Raw genomic sequence first — 15,932 nt, 5'->3', positions numbered from 1 at the left:
GTGGACGTCGGGGGCCTGCACCTCACCTACGGCACCGTGGCGATCTTCGCGGTGGCCGTGTTCCTGCTGGCGGGCGTGTACAGCTTCGTCAAGCAGGGCCTCAAGATCGCCGCGCTGCTCCTGCTGGTGCTCGCCGGGTTCGCGGTCGCCGGTGGAGTGATGTGGTCGTGAAGAAGATCGTCATCCTGGACTACGGCTCGGGGAACCTGCGCTCCGCCGAGCGCGCCGTCGCCCGCGCCGGCGCGGAGGTGACCGTCACCGCCGACCGGGACGCCGCGCTCGGCGCCGACGGCCTGGTCGTCCCGGGCGTCGGCGCGTTCGCCGCCTGCATGGCGGGCCTGCGCTCGGTGCGCGGCGACCAGATCATCGGCCGCCGCCTGGCGGGCGGCCGCCCCGTCCTCGGCATCTGCGTCGGCATGCAGATCCTGTTCTCCAAGGGCATCGAGCACGGCGTCACCACCCAGGGCTGCGACGAGTGGCCGGGCACGGTCGACCGCCTGAACGCCCCGGTCGTCCCGCACATGGGCTGGAACACCGTGGACGTCCCCGAAGGCTCCGCGCTCTTCGAGGGCCTGCGCGACGAGCGCTTCTACTTCGTCCACTCCTACGCCGCCCGCAGCTGGGACCTGGAGTCCGACCCGACCGGCACCATCCCGGCGCCGCTGGTCACCTGGTCCGAGCACGGCGACCGCTTCGTCGCCGCGGTCGAGAACGGCCCCCTGTGCGCCACCCAGTTCCATCCGGAGAAGTCCGGCGACGCCGGCGCCCGGCTCCTGCGCAACTGGCTCGCCACCCTGGCCTAGGCCCCCGTCCCATCTGCATCGATAGGGTTTCCGCATGACTTTGACGCTCCTTCCCGCCGTTGACGTCGCCGACGGCCGGGCCGTCCGGCTGGTGCAGGGCGAGGCCGGCACCGAGACCTCCTACGGCGCTCCGCTGGAGGCGGCGCTCGCCTGGCAGAAGGCGGGGGCGGAGTGGATCCATCTGGTGGACCTGGACGCGGCGTTCGGGCGCGGCTCCAACCGGGAGCTGCTCGCCGAGGTGACCGGGAAGCTGGACGTGAAGGTGGAGCTGTCGGGCGGCATCCGCGACGACGCGTCGCTGGAGGCGGCCCTCGCCACCGGGTGCGCCCGGGTCAACATCGGCACCGCCGCGCTGGAGGACCCCGCCTGGTGCCGCAAGATCATCGCTTCGCACGGCGACCGGATCGCGGTGGGGCTGGACGTGCGGGGCACGACGCTGGCCGCGCGCGGGTGGACGCGCGAGGGCGGCGACCTGTGGGAGGTCCTCGCGCGGCTGGAGGACGACGGCTGCCCCCGGTACGTGGTCACCGACGTCACCAAGGACGGGACGCTGCGCGGCCCCAACACCGAGCTGCTGCGCGAGGTCTGCACCCGGACGGACAAGCCCGTCGTCGCCTCCGGCGGCGTCTCGTCGCTGGACGACCTGCGGCAGCTGGCCGGGCTCGTCCCCGACGGCGTCGAGGGCGCGATCGTCGGCAAGGCCCTCTACGCGGGGGCGTTCACGCTGGAAGAGGCCCTGGAGGCCGTGAAGTGAGCGTCGCCGTGCGGGTGATCCCGTGCCTGGACGTCGACGCCGGGCGCGTGGTCAAGGGCGTCAACTTCCAGAACCTGCGGGACGCGGGCGACCCCGTGGAGCTGGCCCGCCGCTACGACGCCGAGGGCGCCGACGAGCTGACGTTCCTGGACATCACCGCCTCCAGCGCCGACCGCTCCACGACCTACGACGTGGTGCGGCGCACCGCCGAGCAGGTGTTCATCCCGCTGACCGTCGGCGGCGGCATCCGCACGGTCGACGACGTCGACCGGCTGCTGCGCGAGGGCGCCGACAAGGTCTCGATCAACACCGCGGCGATCGCGCGGCCGGAGTTCCTGCGGGAGGCCGCGCACCGGTTCGGGTCGCAGTGCGTCGTGCTGTCGGTGGACGCCCGGCGCGCCGGGGGGACGCCGTCCGGCTTCGAGGTCACCACGCACGGCGGCCGCAAGGGCACCGGCATCGACGCCGTCGAGTGGGCCCGCCGCGGCGCGGAGCTCGGCGTCGGCGAGATCCTGCTGAACTCGATGGACGCCGACGGCACCAAGGCCGGCTTCGACCTGGAGATGCTGCGCCGCGTCCGGGAGGCCGTCACCGTCCCGGTGATCGCCAGCGGCGGCGCGGGCGCCGTCGAGCACTTCGCGCCCGCCGTGGCGGCGGGCGCGGACGCCGTCCTGGCCGCCAGCGTCTTCCACTTCGGGGAGCTGAAGATCTCCGACGTCAAGGACGCGCTGCGCGCCGCCGGCAACCCCGTTCGCTGAAGAGGAAACCCCCCGCATGACCATCGCTCTCGCGACCTGCTCCCTGCTGCCCGACGGAAGCGACGACGTCCAGGACCTGATCGGCGCCCTGGCCGCCGAGGGCGCCGGCGCCGAGCCCGTCATCTGGGACGCCGGCATCGACTGGACCCGCTACGACCTGGTCGTCATCCGCTCCACCTGGGACTACACCGCCCGGCGGGACGAGTTCACGGCATGGGCGCGGAGCCTGCCCCGCGTCCTCAACCCCGCCGAGGTCGTGCGGTGGAACACCGACAAGCGCTACCTGCGCGAGCTCGCCGGCGCGGGGGTCCCCGTCGTCCCGACCCGGTGGGACCCCGACGACGTCCCCTCCGACTGGCCCGAGTACGTCATCAAGCCGGCCGTGTCGATCGGCGCGGGCGACACCGCCCGCTGGGGTCCCGGCGAGGAGGACGCGGCCCGCGCGCACCTGCGCTCGCTGCGCGAGGCGGGCCGGACGGTGATGGTCCAGCCGTACCTGCCGGCGGTCGACACGGTCGGGGAGACGGCGCTGATCTTCTGCGACGGAGAGTTCAGCCACGCCTGCCGGAAGGCGCAGATCCTCACCGCCGGTGCGGGCGTCCAGGGCCACGTCCGGGACGACCCGGCGCGCGGCCAGGTCACCGCGTCCACGGCGACCGACGGCGAGCTGGAGGTCGCCCGCCGCGCCCTGGCCGCCGTCCCGCACGGCGACGATCTCCTCTACGCCCGCGTCGACATGATCCCCGGCCCGGACGGCGCCCCGATGCTCATCGAGCTCGAACTGACCGAACCCGCCCTCTACCTCCACCACGCCCCCGGCAGCGCCGGGAGACTGGCGAAGGCGATCATCTCCCGGCTGCGCTGAGCCGTCTCCCGGCCGCGGTCAGGGCGCGTCCTCGTCCGGGGCCGGAGCCGCGGTCTCGGGGGAGCGCGCCGAGACCGGGAGGATGATCGCGGACGGGTGGTCGGGGTCGTGGAGGACCTGCTGCCGGGCGGTGACCATCCTCGTCGCCGCGGTGGCGAGGGGCTCGCCGGTGCCGGGGTTGGCGGCGACCTTGGGGTGCGCGCCGCTGGTGACGTGGACCCGGACGCGGTGCCCGCGCTGGAAGCGGTGACCCGTGGGCCACAGGTCGACGGCGAGGCGGAACACCCCACCGGTCCCGACGGGTCTCGCCGCGGCAGCGGGCAGGCGCAGGCCGCCCTCGCAGACGTTGCGGGACGTCCCGTCCGGGGAGACGTCGCAGAGCCGGACGACGAAGTCGGTGTGCTCGCGGTCGGAGCGGACGAACAGGTCGGCCTCGACCGGGCCGATCACGTCCAGGTCGGCGCCGAGGGGCGAGGAGGTGAACACCAGCACGTCCGGCCGCCGCTCCAGGGGGCGGTTGTCGACGGGGCGGGAGCTGCCGAGCAGGGTGGGGCCGCCGAGGGCCGGCGTCGGGCGGGCGGGGTCGAAGCGGTAGGCGCTGGGCGCGGCGCCGCGCGGGCCGTCCTCGCCGAGGCCGCCGCCGGCGTGCAGGTGCCAGCGCGTCCACCGCGTGCCCGGCGGGGGCCAGTCGCGGTAGTGCCGCCACTCGCGGGCGCCGGTGACGTAGACGCGGACGGGGTCGCGCCGCAGCCCGGACGGGTCGCCCTGCAGGTGGGCGCGGAACCAGGCGAGCGACTCGCGGATCGCCGGCAGGCCGTGGCGCGCGTCGGTGTGCCACCAGGGGCCGATCGTCAGGTACGGGACGCGCCCGGCGGCGCGCAGCGCCAGATAGTCCTTGATCATCCAGGGCAGGAAGATGTCGTACCAGCCGCCGAGGAGGGTGGCGGGCGCGGCGACCTCGCCGACGGTGCCGCTGAAGTCGCGGGTGTCCCAGTAGCCGTCGGCGGTCCCGTGGCCGGCGAGCAGGTCCTGGTAGAAGCGCATGGGCTCGCCGCCCGCCACCACGTCCAGCTCGGCCAGCGGGCGGCCGGAGCGGGCGGCGCGCTGGACGCGGCGCCGCGACGTCAGGGGCGCGGTCAGCATGCCGAGCCGCCGCTGCTGCCGGTGCGTGAGGTCGGTCCAGGTGAGCGTGGACTCCAGGGCGAACGATCCGCCCACGTAGGCGGCGTCCCGGAACGTGGACGCGGTGATCTGCAGGGACATCGCCTTCAGCTCGGGCCCGGCCTCGGCGGCGATCGCCCAGGCCGCGTAGCCGAGGTAGCTCGGCCCGAACGTGGCGAACGAGCCGTGGAACCAGGGCTGCCGCTTCAGCCACTCGACGGTCGCGAGCCCGTCGGCGCGCTCGCTTCCGAGGGGGTCGAACTCGCCGCCGGACCCGGAGGTCCCGCGGGCGCTCTGCACGACCAGCTGGAAGCCGAACGGGACGAACAGCAGGCCGTTGGCGAGGGCAGCGGGGCCGCGCCGCCCGTAGGGGGTGCGGACGAGGATGGTCGGGGGCCGCTCGACACCGGCCGGGACGTACCGGTCGGCGAGGAGGACGACCCCGTCCGGCATGGTCACCGGCAGGTCGCGCTCGACGGTGTAGGGGGCCAGGCCTCGCGGCCGCGGCAGCCCCGCCGGCCATGGCAGGCCTTTCGGCCGGGGCAGCCTGATCGGCGGCACGGGCAGTCGGTCCCAGGGCGCCATGCTGTCTCCGAACGCGGTCGGCTACTCCTAGCGAGATTACCGACCCGCTCCGACGGCGGCGCGTTCAGGTGCCGGTGACGAGCGCCCACGGGTCGGGCGCGGCGGCGAGCACGGCGCCGAGGTCGTCGGCCCAGGCGGTCTCGTCGCCGTACTCGTCCCGCCACGACCACAGCCGCAGGGTGACCCGGCGCAGGGGGTGCTCCTCGGTGACGCCGAGCGCGCCGTGCACCTGGTGGGCGATCGCGGCGACCGCGCCCGCGGCCCGCGACGCGTTCGCCTTGGCGGCCGCCACCGCGACCGGGTCGCCGGGGGTGCGGACGGCGGCGCGCACCGCGACGTCCGCGACCGTCGCCTCCCCGGCCAGCTCCGCCAGCATCTGCTGGACGGCCTGGAACCGCCCGATCGGCCGCCCGAACTGCTCCCGCTCGCCCGCGTACCGGACGGACAGCTCCAGTGCCCGCGACATCGCCCCCGTCAGCTGGACGGCCCGCGCCAGCGCGGCGCGCCGCCGCAGCTCGGCCGCGTCCACCGCGCACGGCGCCGCCCGCTCCGCCGGGACGCCGGACAGGACGACGTCGTCGCGCGGCTCGCCCGCCACGTTCGCGCCCTCGGCGATCCGCGCCCGCGCCGGATCGACGACGGCGGCGATCCCGTCGCCGAGGACGACCAGGGACCGTGCCGAGCGCGCCCAGGGGACCCGGCGGAACGTCCCGCTCAGGACGGGGACGCCGCGGCTCTCCGCCGCCTCGACCGCGCCGGACATGACGGTGAGAGGGCCCGGAGCGGCCCGCAGCCCGGCATCGGCGAGCAGCCGCCCGGCCAGCAGGGTCTCCGCCAGCGGCACGCCGGCGGCGTGGTATCCGGCCGCGCACAGGAGGGTGGCGGCGTCGGCGAGGTCCCCGCCACTGCCGCCCGCCTCCTCCGGCACTCCGGCCAGCGTCAGACCGGAATCCTCCAGCGCCCGCCACGGGTCCTCGCCGGCCAGGATCTCGTTCGCGGTGTCTTCCAGAAGCCCCATCAGCGCACTCCCAGACCGCGGGCGACGATGCCGCGCAGGATCTCGTTGGTGCCGCCCCGCAGCGTGAACCCGGGCGCCTGGACGACCGACTCCGCCAGCGCGCGGGCCAGCGGGTCGGCGGAGCCGGGGTCGGGTTCCACGCCCGCGTGCTCGCGCGCCACCTCGATGACCTCGCGCTCGAACCGCGTCCCGAGATCCTTGACGAGGGCCGCGGCCAGTTCGGGCGTCTCGCCCCGGGCGAGCGCGCCCGCGACCCCGAGCGACGCCTGCCGCAGCGCCCACAGTCGTGCGATGAGCCCGCCGAGGGCCCGGCGGGCCGCCGGACCCTCGGCGCGGCCGTGCAGGAGCCGGATGAGCATGAACGTGCTGAGCAGCCGTTCGGGGCCGCTGCGCTCGTGGGCCAGCTCGGCCGTGACCTGCCGCCACCCGTCCCCGGCCCGGCCGAGGACGAGCGCGTCCGGCACGAACACGCCGTCGAGCACGACCTCGTTGAAGTGGTGCTCGCCGGACAGTCCCCGGATCGGCCTGACCGTCACGCGGTCGTCCGGCAGGGGCACGATGAACTGGCTGAGGCCCGCGTGCCGGTCCTGCGAGCGCGGCGCGCTGCGGGCCAGGACGAGGATCGCGTGCGCGAGGTGGGCGCCGCTTGTCCACACCTTGGCGCCGTGCAGCCGCCACCCTCCGCCGTCGCGTTCGGCGCGGGTCCGCACCGAGGCCAGGTCGGAGCCGGAGTCGGGCTCGCTCATCCCGATCGCGAAGAAGCACTCGCCGCGCGCGATCGCGGGCAGGAACCGCGCCTTCTGCTCCTCGGTGCCATGGGCCAGGATGGACGGCCCGGTCTGCCGGTCGGCGATCCAGTGCGCGCCGACCGGGGCCCCGGCGGCCAGCAGCTCCTCGACCACCACGAACCGTTCCAGCGGTGAGCGCCCGTGCCCGCCGTAGCGTTCGGGGAGCGTCATGCCCAGCCAGCCGCGCTCGCCCAGCAGGCGGCTGAAGGCGGGGTCGGCGCCGGTGAGCCAGCTGTCGCAGCGGGCCGTGAAGGGTGTCCCGGCCAGGAACTCCCGCACCCGGGCCCGCAGCTCGGCGGTCCCGGGCGGGAGCGTGCCGGGGGTCAGGCCGGGCAGTGCCGCCACACGCACCTCCTCTGTCCAAGGGGACGTTACAGACATGCCCCAATCTTTCGGTCAGCGGCCCCTTACCGGAGGCCGCCTGGCGGGGCGGAGCGTTGTCTGGGATCGTTGTCGTCCGGCACAGGCGTTCCGCAGGGGGAGAAGACATGTGGCCCGGGTCCAACCCACCGATGGGACCGCCGCCCGTGGAACCCGGCCGGCCGGGACCGGGCTGGACGCCGCAGCCGCAGCGCATCAGCCCGAGCGCCGGATGGTACGCGCTGCCGGTCGTCCTGGTCCTGGTCGCCGCCATCGGGTTCCTCACGCTGCTCGCGCTCCTGTGGGACGACTCGGAGGTCGCCGGAGGCCCGTCGGCCGCGGGCGACCCGGCGGCCGGGGTGACCGTCCGCCTCACGGAGGGCTACGGCTACTTCGTCTACGTCCGGGAGGGCGGCCCGTCCCCGTACGCGTGCCGCGTCGAGGCGGGGGAGCGGTCCGGGCCCGTCCAGCTCACGCGGAAGAACTCCTGGAGCGCCTCCGACCACGCGTCCTACCGCTACACCGCCACGTTCAGGGCGCCGGTGTCGGGCGAGGCCCGGCTGACATGCCGGGGCGCCGACGGGCCGATCCTGGTGACGCCCGACGACACCGCCGACGGCTACCTCGGCCTGGCCCTGCTGGCCGCGCTCGGCCTCGGCGGCCTCGCCGCCGTCGCGTTCATCGTGACGATCCTCAGGCGCAGCGGAGCCCGGCGCCGCGCCGTGACGATCGCGGGCCCCCACTTCTGACGGCCTGAGCCCGCATCGGGCCCGCCGGGAGCGGGCCCCGGCTCATGCCGTCAGCTCGCGCTCCAGCGGGGTGCGGAACCGGGGGATCGCGCGGACGTCGCCGTACCACGCCGCCATGCGCGCCGCCTCCCGCTCGACGGCGGCCTCCGCGTCGGCGCCGACGTCCTCCAGGAGGCGGAAGACGATCTCGCCGTCCCTGCGCTGCGCCCACCCGCCGACGACGCGGCCGTCCCACCAGACCGACGGCCCGGCGTTGCCGTTGCGGTCGAACAGCAGCGGGCCGTGGGGGCCGAGGAACCAGCCCCGCTCCTGCCAGCCCATCGGGGTCGGGTCGAGCGCGGGCAGCAGCGCAGCCCACGGCTCCGGCGCGGGCGTCGGCTCCAGATCGTCGGACAGGACGAGGCCGGTGGCGCCGCCGCCGAGGTCGACCTCGGTGACGTCCAGGAGCGCGAGGGCCTTCCCGACGTCGCCGGCGCTCCAGCCCGTCCACCACTTCAGGTCGGTGACCGGCGCCGGCCCGAACGCGCGCAGCCAGCGGCGGACGAGGCCGGCGCGGGCCTCGCCGGCCGGGAGCGGCTCGATGCCGCCGGGCAGCCACGTCTCGACGGGCGACCACACGTACTGGCTGCTCGTCCACGACCCGTTCGGCCGCCCGCGCACGATGCGGCCCTCGCAGCCGAGCGTGACCAGGATCCAGGTGGTGATGCCCGTGACCCGCGAGTAGGACTTGCCGGGCGCCATCTCGACCTGGGTCCGCAGCAGGGGCACGTCGGCGCTGAGCTGGGCCCCCGTCGCCATGCCGCGTGCCAGCAGCGCCTCGTGCGCGGCCTCCTCGGCCCGGGCGAACAGGGCCGGCGCGTCGGTGACGTCGCCGCCGCGCTCGATCATCTTGGTGTACCTGGCGCGCTGCTTGGCCGCCAGCCCGTTCGCGGTGGACGCCTGCAGCACCGGGACCAGCTCGGTCGGCGCGACGAACATCGTCCGGCGCATCGCGAGCATCCGCAGCAGCGTGCGGTCGTCGTACAGGGCCTTCTCCACCGCCGCCGGGACGGCGTGGACGCTGCGGGCCGCGACCGACAGGTGGACGGTCGCCGGGTCGGTCGCGTGCAGCACCACCATGGACCGGACGACGTCGAGGACGTCGTCGGTCCGGGCCGGAGGGCAGAGCCGGTGGCGGAGCGCGAGCCGGGCCCGGCGCTCCGCCGTGTTCATCGAACGCATGAGCGAATGGTAGACCCGGTCAGCCGTTGTTGGAGATCTTCACCACCACCTGGTCCTGGGTGACGGACTGCACCGAGACGTCGAAGCCCTCGGCCTGCTGCCCGTCCCCGGCCGGCACCGTCACCGTCTGCCCGCCGATCTTGAGGGTGACCATCTGGCCCTGCACCCTCACCAGCTCGGCCTTCACTCCGAGGATGGACGCGCTCGCTTCGACACCGCGGTCGAAGGTCACCGTGCAGGAGTTGACGTCGCAGGAGGTCTTGCTGTTCTCGCCGCCGCACGCGGCCGCGGCGCCGAGGGGCAGCAGGACGAACGGGAGTACGGCCAGCTTCCGCCGAAGGGGAAAGGAGGTCGAGGTCATGCCGGGGAGTCTAGGCGGCCGGGGCGGCCGTCCGCGCCCTCCGCGAGGCGGATCCGCGCCGCCCGGATCCGGCACCTGGCGGCGAGCCGGTGTCGCCCTGCGCGGTGAGCTGACCTCGCCCTGGGTGGTGAGCGAATGTCGCACCGCGCGGTGATGGCGCTGGATCTCGGGATGACCTCGTGTTTCGCTGGGCGGGTGGACTTCACCGAAGGGGCGGACGCCGCCGGAGGGCGGTTCTGGTCCGACGCCGAGGACGCGCCGATGCTCGGCCCGGTGGTGTGCGCCGCCCTCGGCACGGAGGCGCGCGCGATCCGGCGCGGCCTCACCCGGACGCCGGTCGTGGTCGTCGGCTACCGGGCGCGGCGCGCCGACCGGCTGCCGGCCGCCTGCGCCGCCCTCGTCGTCGCCGGGTTCGGCGGCGCGCTCGACGAGCGGCTGAGGCCCGGCGACGTCCTCGTCGCCGACGAGATCCGCGCCGCCTGCGGGGGCGGGAAGGCGGTGCCGTGCGCGGCGCCGCGGCTGCTCGCCGAGGAGATGATCCGGGACGGCCTGAGCGTCCAGGTCGGCCCGCTGGTCACCACCGACCGCGTCGTCCGGGGCGCCGAGCGCGGCCTGCTGGCGGCGCAGGGGGCGCGGCTCGCGGACATGGAGTCGGCGCTCGTCGCCGAGCGCGCCGGACCGCTGCCGGTCGCGGCGGTCCGGGTGGTCGTCGACGGGCCGCGGCACGCGCTGTGGCATCCGGGCATCGTCCGCCGCGGGCTGGCGGGGCGGCGCGTCCTGACCCGCCTCGGCCCCGCCCTGGAGCGCTGGAGCGCCCTGCTCGTGCGGGGCGAGGAGGGCACGAGCGAGGGGAGCCCGGCCGGCCGGGCCTGAGCGCCGCTCAGCCGTGCCCCGAACCGTGCTCCGGGCCGTGGTCGTCACCCTGGACGATCTTCCCGCCGAGATCCTCGCGCAGCGACTCCAGGGTCTTCTGCTGGCTGACCGCCACCCAGCGCGCCCCGACCAGATACGTCCCGCCCCACGGCTTGGCCTCCTCCAACCAGGCGTTCATGCCGTTGTCGGAGGTGAAGCTGAGCAGGACGTAGCGTCCCCGCGCGGTCTTGCAGTTCCCCTGCTCCAGATCCTGCACTTTGCGCTTCCCGGTGAGGGAGCAGTCGGTCTGCTGCGCCAGCTCGGCCAGGCTGGCCGGCTGGGCGGCCTTGCCATCGGACGCGTCCGACGCGGCGGAACAGCCGGCCGCCAGCGGCATCGCCAGCGCGGCGGCGCACAGCGGCACCGTCCTCCACGAGCCGAGCCTCAACAAGCCGAGATGGTGTCGGGAACCCATCGCTCTTCCTCTCCGGGGTGAGACGCGCGATTCGAGAGACGAATACGCGCCCCGCCCCGGAGGGGTTCATCCAGTTCGGGAAACCGGCGGCTCAGGTCATCATGCGGGCGCCCGCGGCGGCGCGGACGCCGGGGTCCTCGGCGTCGTCGTTGTGGAGCCTGCGTAGCCGCAGCGACGTCTCGTCGGTCAGGGGCGCGGTCCGGGCGGCCTCGGCACGGACGCCCTCCTCGCAGTCCCACAGACCCTCGACGGTGTAGGACTCGGCGGTGTGCGGGGCGGTTCTCGTCAACGCGGTCAGGATGCGGGGTCTCAGATAGGCATAGGTGGATTCGGTCCAAGCGGTCTTCAACAGCGGGACGGCCTCGCCCGCGCGCAGCCGTCCCAGCCCCTCGATCGGGCTGGCGGCGTCGGCCCAGTCGCGCCGGGCGACGGCGGCGTTCAACTCGTCCATCAGCAGGGGGATGTCCTGGCGGGTGCCGTAGCGGGCGAGGATGCGCAGCCCCATGTCCGCGCAGCCGCCGCGCTGCGCCGCCCACATCCGCGCCCGCGGCAGCGTCTCCGGCCCGTACTCGCGCAGAGCCCGGCACACCGCGCCGCCGAACCTGCTCGGCCGCTGGGGCAGCAGCTCCTCCGCGAGGTCCAGCAGGGCCAGCGTCCGGCGGCGGCCCAGCTCGAATATCGCCGCTATGGAGCCCTCCCCGCGGCGCCGCGCGAGATCCAGCAACTCGGCCTCGCTCTGCGCGTCCTTCCCTGGAGCGGGCACCATCGCGCGGCGCGCCGCCCGGCCCGCCTCCCGCTGCCGCGCCAGGGCGTCGGCCACCCGCGGCTGCCGCGCCGCCCACGCCTCGATCACCGGGTTGTACCGGCCCGGGACCAGCAGCGCCAGGTCCGCGTCGTCGCACCGCGCGGCGACCAGGGCGTCCAGGCCGACCGCCAGCGAGGGATCCTCAAGATCGATGAGCTCGGCGACCGCGTCGAACCACTGCGCGCCCTCCTCGGCGTACCGGCGCAGCGGCCCGGCGGCCTCCCGCCGGCTCAGCCGCACCAGATCGGCCAGCACGCCCAGCGCCAGGTCCACCCGCCACTCGTCGGGGTCGGTGTGGTCGGACGGAGCGAACAGATGCTCCGCCACCGGCCCCACCGGCAGCTCCAGATCCACCATCAACCGGGCGTAGTACAGCCGCCGCGACTCGCACTGCCGATCCCAGCGCGGATCCCGCCGGACGCAGGCGTACACGTACTCGCCCGCGCCGGGCTTGTCCGCCGCGCGGCGCGCGGCCCTCCCGAGTCCACGCTGCAGTTGACCGTGCAGCGTGGCCGCCGATTCCAACACGACTTCGTTGCTCACCCCAGCAGAATGCGCACTGGACCAGATATCGGGCAAGTGCTTTAGCTTGCGTTTACCCAGGAAGTAGCCCCGTGGAACCCGTCACAGGCTCCGCTGGGCGATCCAGGACGCGTGCAGATCGGCGTACACCCCCGGCTCGGCGACGAGCTCCGCGTGCGGGCCGCGCTGCACGATCCGCCCCGCCTCGAAGACGATCACCTCGTCCGCCGCCTCGGCCGTGGACAGCCGGTGCGCGATCGAGATCGCCGTGCGGCCCCGCGTCACGCCGTCCAGCGCCCGCTGGATCCGCACCTCCGTGGCCGGGTCCACGGCGGAGGTCGCCTCGTCCAGCACGAGCAGGTCCGGGTCGGCGATGTAGGCGCGGGCCAGCGCGACGAGCTGGCGCTCGCCCGCCGACAGCGACTCGCCCCGCTGCCCGACCGGTGTCGCGAGCCCCTCGGGGAGGCCGTCCAGCCAGTCGGCGAGGCCAAGCTCGGTCAGCGCGAGGACGAGGTCCTGGTCGGAGGCGTCCGGGCGCCCGTACCGGATGTTGTCGGCGAGCGAGGCGTCGAACAGGAACCCGTCCTGGGGCACCATGACGATCCGCTCGCGCAGCGACGAGAACCGGACGCGGTCCAGAGGCACGCCGTCCACGAGCACGCGGCCCGACACCGGGTCCATGAGCCGGGTGAGGAGCTTGGCGAACGTCGTCTTGCCCGATCCGGTCTGCCCGACGATCGCGACGCGGCTGCGCGGCGCGATGCCGACGCTGACGTCGTGCAGCACGGGCGGCCCGCCCGGGTAGGCGAACCCCACCGACTCGAACCGCAGATCGATGGGGCCGCGCGGCAGCGTCTCGCCCGCCTCGCCCGGGTCGGCGACGTCCGGGGCGGTGTCCAGCACGCCGAGCACCCGCCGCCACCCCGCGATCGCGTTCTGCGCGTCGTTCAGGACCTCCGTGGCCGTCTGCATCGGGCTGACGAACAGCGTGACCAGGAACAGGAACGCCACCAGCCGCCCGGCCGACAGCTCCCCGGCGATGCCGAGCAGCGTCCCGGCGATGACGACGGCGGCGGTGGCGAGCGCCGCCACCAGCTCGCTGACCGGGAACGTGAGCGCCACCATCGCCTGCGCCCGCGTCTGCGCCGACCGGTAGGACTCCACCGTCTCGTCCACCCGCCGGCCGGTGCGCTCCTCCGAGGCGTAGGCGCGGATCACCGGGGCGCCCACGACCGACTCGCTGACCGCCGCCAGCAGGTCGCCCATCCGCTCCCGCACCCGCATGTACGCCCTCGACAGGATCCGCTGGAAGCGGCGCAGCGCGAACGCCAGCGGCACGAACGCCGCCCACACCAGCAGCGCCAGCGGCCACGAGTAGACGACCATCAGCACGCTCGCCACGACCAGCTGCCCGATCGACACGATGAACATCAGCCCGCCCGACTGCATGAACTGGCTGATCTGGTCGACGTCGCCGGTCACCCGCGACACCAGCGAGCCCCGCCGCTCCCCGCTCTGGGTGAGCATCGACAGGTCGTGGACGTGCCGGAACGCCCGCACCCGCAGCGTCGCCAGACCGCCCTCGGACGTCCGGTACAGCCGCACGTTCATCAGGTAGGCGCACACGGCCGTCACCAGGACGGCCGCCGCGCACAGCAGCACCGCGGTCTGGATGAAGGCCAGGTCGGGGCCGTCCGGACGGCCGAGGCCCTTGTCGATCGTCTGCTGGACGGCCACGGGCACCACCACCCGCCCGGCCGTCGACACCAGCGCGAGCGCCAGCGTTCCGGCCAGGCCGGCCCGGAACTCCGGGCTCAGCCGCAGCCCGCGCCGCAGCGTGCTGATCGCGCCCTCCGCCGCGCTGTCGCTCAGTCCCGGCGCGCTCCGCGGCTTCGATGCCGCCGTGTCGGTCACCGTCGTCATGCCAGGGCCTCCTCGCCGCCCTCGACCGCTTCCTGTTCCGCCTCGGCCCGCTCGTAGGCGTTGACGAGGTTGCGGTAGCCCTCCGAGCCGTCCAGCAGCTCCGCGTGGGTGCCGCGCGCGATCACGCGGCCGTGCTCCATGTAGACGACCTCGTCGGCGAGCGCGATCGTGGCCTTGCGGTAGGCGACGACCACGACGGTCGCGCCCCCGGACTCCTCCGCCTGCGACTCCCGCAGGCTCTGCAGGATGCGCGCCTCGACCTGCGGGTCGACGCTGGACGTCGCGTCGTCCAGGACCAGCAGCCGGGGCCTCCGCACCAGCGCCCGCGCCAGCGCCAGCCGCTGGCGCTGGCCGCCCGACAGCGTCGCCCCGCGCTCGCCCACCTTCGTGTCGAGCCCGTCGGCGAGGGCCGCGACGAACCCCTCCGCCTGGGCGAGCCTCAGCGCCTCCCAGACCCGCTCGTCGGGGACGTCGAGACCGAGCGTCACGTTGCCGCGCACGGTGTCGTCGAACAGGAACGTCTGCTGCGGGACCAGGGCCGCCGTCGCCGCGACCCCGCCGCGCCGCACGTCGCGCAGGTCGACGCCGTCCAGCAGGACGGACCCGTCCGCCGGGTCGACCAGCCGGACGAGCAATGAGGTGAGCGTGGACTTGCCCGACCCCGTCGGGCCGACGACCGCGATCGTCCTGCCGGGCTCCGCCGCGAACGACACGTCGTGCAGGACGCGGCGCCGCGTCCCCTCGCCGGCCGCCTCGTAGGCGAACCTGACCTCCCGGACCCGGAGCTCGGTCGCCGCGCCGCCGGACCCGTCCAGCGAACCGTCCCCGAACGGCAGCGACCCCGTCGCGTCCAGAACCCCGCGGACCCGCTTCCATCCGACGACGCTGCGCGGCACCTCGCCCAGCACCCAGCCCAGCGCCCGGATCGGCCACGACAGCAGCGTGAACAGGTAGGCGACGTTCACCAGGTCGCCCGGCGACATCGCGCCCGAGTCCAGCCGCACCGACCCGATCAGCAGGACCGCCAGCACCCCGAGGTTCGGCAGCGCCTCCAGCACCGGGTCGAACAGCCCCCGGATGCGGCCGACCGCGATGTTGGCGTCCCGCAGCTCCCGCGCCCGCTCGCCGAACCGCTCGGTCTCCGCCGCCTCCCGGCCGAGGGTCTTGACCACCAGGCCGCCCTCGAAGCTCTCGTGCGCGACCTCGCTGACCTCCGCGCGCAGCTGCTGCGCCCGCGTCGCCACCGGCGACAGCCGCCGCTGGTACACCACGTTGATGAGGGCGACGGCGGGGAACACCAGGAACCCGACCGCGGCCACGACCACGTCGGTGACCAGGATCGACACCGCGGCGATCAGCAGCATGAACACGACGCCTACCGCCATCGGCAGCGGCGCGATCGGCGCCCACACCGCCTCGACGTCGGCGTTGGCGTTCGACAGCAGCTGCCCGGTCGGGTGCCGGTGGTGCCAGGCCAGCGGGAGCCGCAGGTACTGCCTGGTCACCGCGCGGCGGTAGGACGCCTGGAGCCGGTACTGCATCAGGCCCGCGTAGAACCGGCGGCCCGCGACGCCGAGCGCCTTCAGCAGCGCCACCGCCATGATCAGGGCGGCGGCCCCCGCCAGCGCCCCGGCGGTCGTGTGCCCGGACTCGAACGCCGGCAGCACCACGTGGCCGGTCGCCCAGCCCAGCACCTGCGCCGTCCCCACCGTCATCGCCGCGTACAGGGCGCTCGCCAGCACCGACAGCGCGAACACCCGCGGCTCCGCCTTCACCGCCACCCACAGGACGCCCAAGCCCTCTCTCAGGACGGGCGGGCTGACGCGTCTGGACGCAGGTGGCACGGCGACTCCTCGATGACGGCGGCGCCCCGGAATATGCCCCCTTGCGGCCGCGGCGGGGGGTTTGTGGGGCCGGATATTCCCTACCATC

Annotated in this window: 16 protein-coding genes; 7 read left to right on the top strand and 9 right to left on the bottom strand. The window is 74.9% G+C overall.

The window, feature by feature from the left end:
- Genes BJY14_RS06385 through BJY14_RS06365 form a run of 5 tightly spaced genes read left to right on the top strand, consistent with a single transcriptional unit; the run spans nucleotide 1 to nucleotide 3,180 of the window.
- Nucleotides 1-171 carry a CG2302 family histidine operon protein gene (locus BJY14_RS06385; protein ID WP_179842760.1) on the top strand — a complete coding sequence of 57 codons (171 nt, stop codon included), beginning with the start codon at nucleotides 1-3 and terminating at the stop codon, nucleotides 169-171.
- On the top strand, nucleotides 168-803 hold the full coding sequence (gene hisH / locus BJY14_RS06380; protein WP_376769996.1) for an imidazole glycerol phosphate synthase subunit HisH: 636 nt from the start codon (nucleotides 168-170) through the stop codon (nucleotides 801-803). The genes BJY14_RS06385 and hisH overlap by 4 nt, the downstream gene beginning before the upstream one ends.
- 34 nt (nucleotides 804-837) lie before the next feature.
- A complete protein-coding gene (priA, locus tag BJY14_RS06375; RefSeq protein WP_179842758.1) occupies nucleotides 838-1,557 on the top strand; it encodes a bifunctional 1-(5-phosphoribosyl)-5-((5-phosphoribosylamino)methylideneamino)imidazole-4-carboxamide isomerase/phosphoribosylanthranilate isomerase PriA in 720 nt (239 codons plus the stop codon).
- Nucleotides 1,554-2,315 carry an imidazole glycerol phosphate synthase subunit HisF gene (gene hisF, locus BJY14_RS06370; protein ID WP_179842757.1) on the top strand — a complete coding sequence of 254 codons (762 nt, stop codon included), beginning with the start codon at nucleotides 1,554-1,556 and terminating at the stop codon, nucleotides 2,313-2,315. The genes priA and hisF overlap by 4 nt, the downstream gene beginning before the upstream one ends.
- A gap of 16 nt (nucleotides 2,316-2,331) precedes the next feature.
- On the top strand, nucleotides 2,332-3,180 hold the full coding sequence (locus BJY14_RS06365) for an ATP-grasp domain-containing protein (protein WP_179842756.1): 849 nt from the start codon (nucleotides 2,332-2,334) through the stop codon (nucleotides 3,178-3,180).
- Nucleotides 3,181-3,198: 18 nt separating this feature from the next.
- Here BJY14_RS06365 and BJY14_RS06360 read toward each other — a convergent pair whose 3' ends face one another.
- The 3 genes from BJY14_RS06360 to BJY14_RS06350 form a co-directional block, all read right to left on the bottom strand.
- Nucleotides 3,199-4,926 carry a CocE/NonD family hydrolase gene (locus BJY14_RS06360; protein ID WP_179842755.1) on the bottom strand — a complete coding sequence of 576 codons (1,728 nt, stop codon included), beginning with the start codon at nucleotides 4,924-4,926 and terminating at the stop codon, nucleotides 3,199-3,201.
- Nucleotides 4,927-4,990: 64 nt separating this feature from the next.
- Entirely contained in the window at nucleotides 4,991-5,944 is a 954-nt protein-coding gene (locus tag BJY14_RS06355) for an acyl-CoA dehydrogenase family protein (protein WP_179842754.1), read from the bottom strand.
- Nucleotides 5,944-7,077, bottom strand: coding sequence for an acyl-CoA dehydrogenase family protein (locus BJY14_RS06350; RefSeq protein ID WP_218905151.1), 1,134 nt, complete (start codon nucleotides 7,075-7,077; stop codon nucleotides 5,944-5,946). The genes BJY14_RS06355 and BJY14_RS06350 overlap by 1 nt, the downstream gene beginning before the upstream one ends.
- A gap of 167 nt (nucleotides 7,078-7,244) precedes the next feature.
- Between BJY14_RS06350 and BJY14_RS06345 the strand changes: the two genes are divergently transcribed.
- The gene (locus tag BJY14_RS06345; protein ID WP_179842752.1) at nucleotides 7,245-7,841 is read left to right on the top strand and encodes a hypothetical protein; all 597 of its coding nucleotides are present in this window, start codon (nucleotides 7,245-7,247) and stop codon (nucleotides 7,839-7,841) included.
- 42 nt (nucleotides 7,842-7,883) lie between these two features.
- Here BJY14_RS06345 and BJY14_RS06340 read toward each other — a convergent pair whose 3' ends face one another.
- Nucleotides 7,884-9,062 carry a winged helix DNA-binding domain-containing protein gene (locus tag BJY14_RS06340; RefSeq protein WP_179842751.1) on the bottom strand — a complete coding sequence of 393 codons (1,179 nt, stop codon included), beginning with the start codon at nucleotides 9,060-9,062 and terminating at the stop codon, nucleotides 7,884-7,886.
- Between the two features lie 19 nt (nucleotides 9,063-9,081).
- A complete protein-coding gene (locus tag BJY14_RS06335) occupies nucleotides 9,082-9,423 on the bottom strand; it encodes a hypothetical protein (RefSeq protein ID WP_179842750.1) in 342 nt (113 codons plus the stop codon).
- Between the two features lie 195 nt (nucleotides 9,424-9,618).
- Between BJY14_RS06335 and BJY14_RS06330 the strand changes: the two genes are divergently transcribed.
- Nucleotides 9,619-10,296 (top strand): phosphorylase family protein, encoded by a 678-nt coding sequence (locus BJY14_RS06330; protein WP_218905149.1) that lies wholly within the window; start codon nucleotides 9,619-9,621, stop codon nucleotides 10,294-10,296.
- Between the two features lie 7 nt (nucleotides 10,297-10,303).
- On the opposite strand, the gene BJY14_RS06325 is transcribed toward BJY14_RS06330, so the two are convergent.
- From BJY14_RS06325 to BJY14_RS06310, 4 genes are all read right to left on the bottom strand, one after another.
- Nucleotides 10,304-10,750: a hypothetical protein gene (locus BJY14_RS06325; RefSeq protein WP_246395821.1), complete on the bottom strand. Its 447-nt coding sequence runs from the start codon at nucleotides 10,748-10,750 to the stop codon at nucleotides 10,304-10,306.
- Between the two features lie 91 nt (nucleotides 10,751-10,841).
- Nucleotides 10,842-12,098: a hypothetical protein gene (locus tag BJY14_RS06320; protein ID WP_312879023.1), complete on the bottom strand. Its 1,257-nt coding sequence runs from the start codon at nucleotides 12,096-12,098 to the stop codon at nucleotides 10,842-10,844.
- 81 nt (nucleotides 12,099-12,179) lie between these two features.
- The gene (locus tag BJY14_RS06315) at nucleotides 12,180-14,000 is read right to left on the bottom strand and encodes an ABC transporter ATP-binding protein (protein ID WP_179842748.1); all 1,821 of its coding nucleotides are present in this window, start codon (nucleotides 13,998-14,000) and stop codon (nucleotides 12,180-12,182) included.
- Entirely contained in the window at nucleotides 13,997-15,931 is a 1,935-nt protein-coding gene (locus BJY14_RS06310; protein ID WP_179842747.1) for an ABC transporter ATP-binding protein, read from the bottom strand. The genes BJY14_RS06315 and BJY14_RS06310 overlap by 4 nt, the downstream gene beginning before the upstream one ends.
- Nucleotide 15,932: the final 1 nt, after the last annotated feature.

It is taken from the genome of Actinomadura luteofluorescens (assembly GCF_013409365.1).
In the GTDB taxonomy this organism is placed as follows: domain Bacteria; phylum Actinomycetota; class Actinomycetes; order Streptosporangiales; family Streptosporangiaceae; genus Spirillospora; species Spirillospora luteofluorescens.
This window is presented reverse-complemented; position numbering and strand designations above follow the sequence as displayed.

Excerpts from the sequence above, each read along its gene's own strand:
- priA (WP_179842758.1), top strand. The coding sequence starts at position 838 with ATGACTTTGACGCTCCTTCCCGCCGTTGACGTCGCCGACGGCCGGGCC.
- BJY14_RS06365 (WP_179842756.1), top strand. The coding sequence starts at position 2,332 with ATGACCATCGCTCTCGCGACCTGCTCCCTGCTGCCCGACGGAAGCGAC.
- BJY14_RS06360 (WP_179842755.1), bottom strand. The coding sequence starts at position 4,926 with ATGGCGCCCTGGGACCGACTGCCCGTGCCGCCGATCAGGCTGCCCCGG.
- BJY14_RS06355 (WP_179842754.1), bottom strand. The coding sequence starts at position 5,944 with ATGGGGCTTCTGGAAGACACCGCGAACGAGATCCTGGCCGGCGAGGAC.
- BJY14_RS06345 (WP_179842752.1), top strand. The coding sequence starts at position 7,245 with ATGGGACCGCCGCCCGTGGAACCCGGCCGGCCGGGACCGGGCTGGACG.
- BJY14_RS06340 (WP_179842751.1), bottom strand. The coding sequence starts at position 9,062 with ATGCGTTCGATGAACACGGCGGAGCGCCGGGCCCGGCTCGCGCTCCGC.
- BJY14_RS06335 (WP_179842750.1), bottom strand. The coding sequence starts at position 9,423 with ATGACCTCGACCTCCTTTCCCCTTCGGCGGAAGCTGGCCGTACTCCCG.
- BJY14_RS06325 (WP_246395821.1), bottom strand. The coding sequence starts at position 10,750 with ATGGGTTCCCGACACCATCTCGGCTTGTTGAGGCTCGGCTCGTGGAGG.
- BJY14_RS06315 (WP_179842748.1), bottom strand. The coding sequence starts at position 14,000 with ATGACGACGGTGACCGACACGGCGGCATCGAAGCCGCGGAGCGCGCCG.
- BJY14_RS06310 (WP_179842747.1), bottom strand. The coding sequence starts at position 15,931 with ATGGTAGGGAATATCCGGCCCCACAAACCCCCCGCCGCGGCCGCAAGG.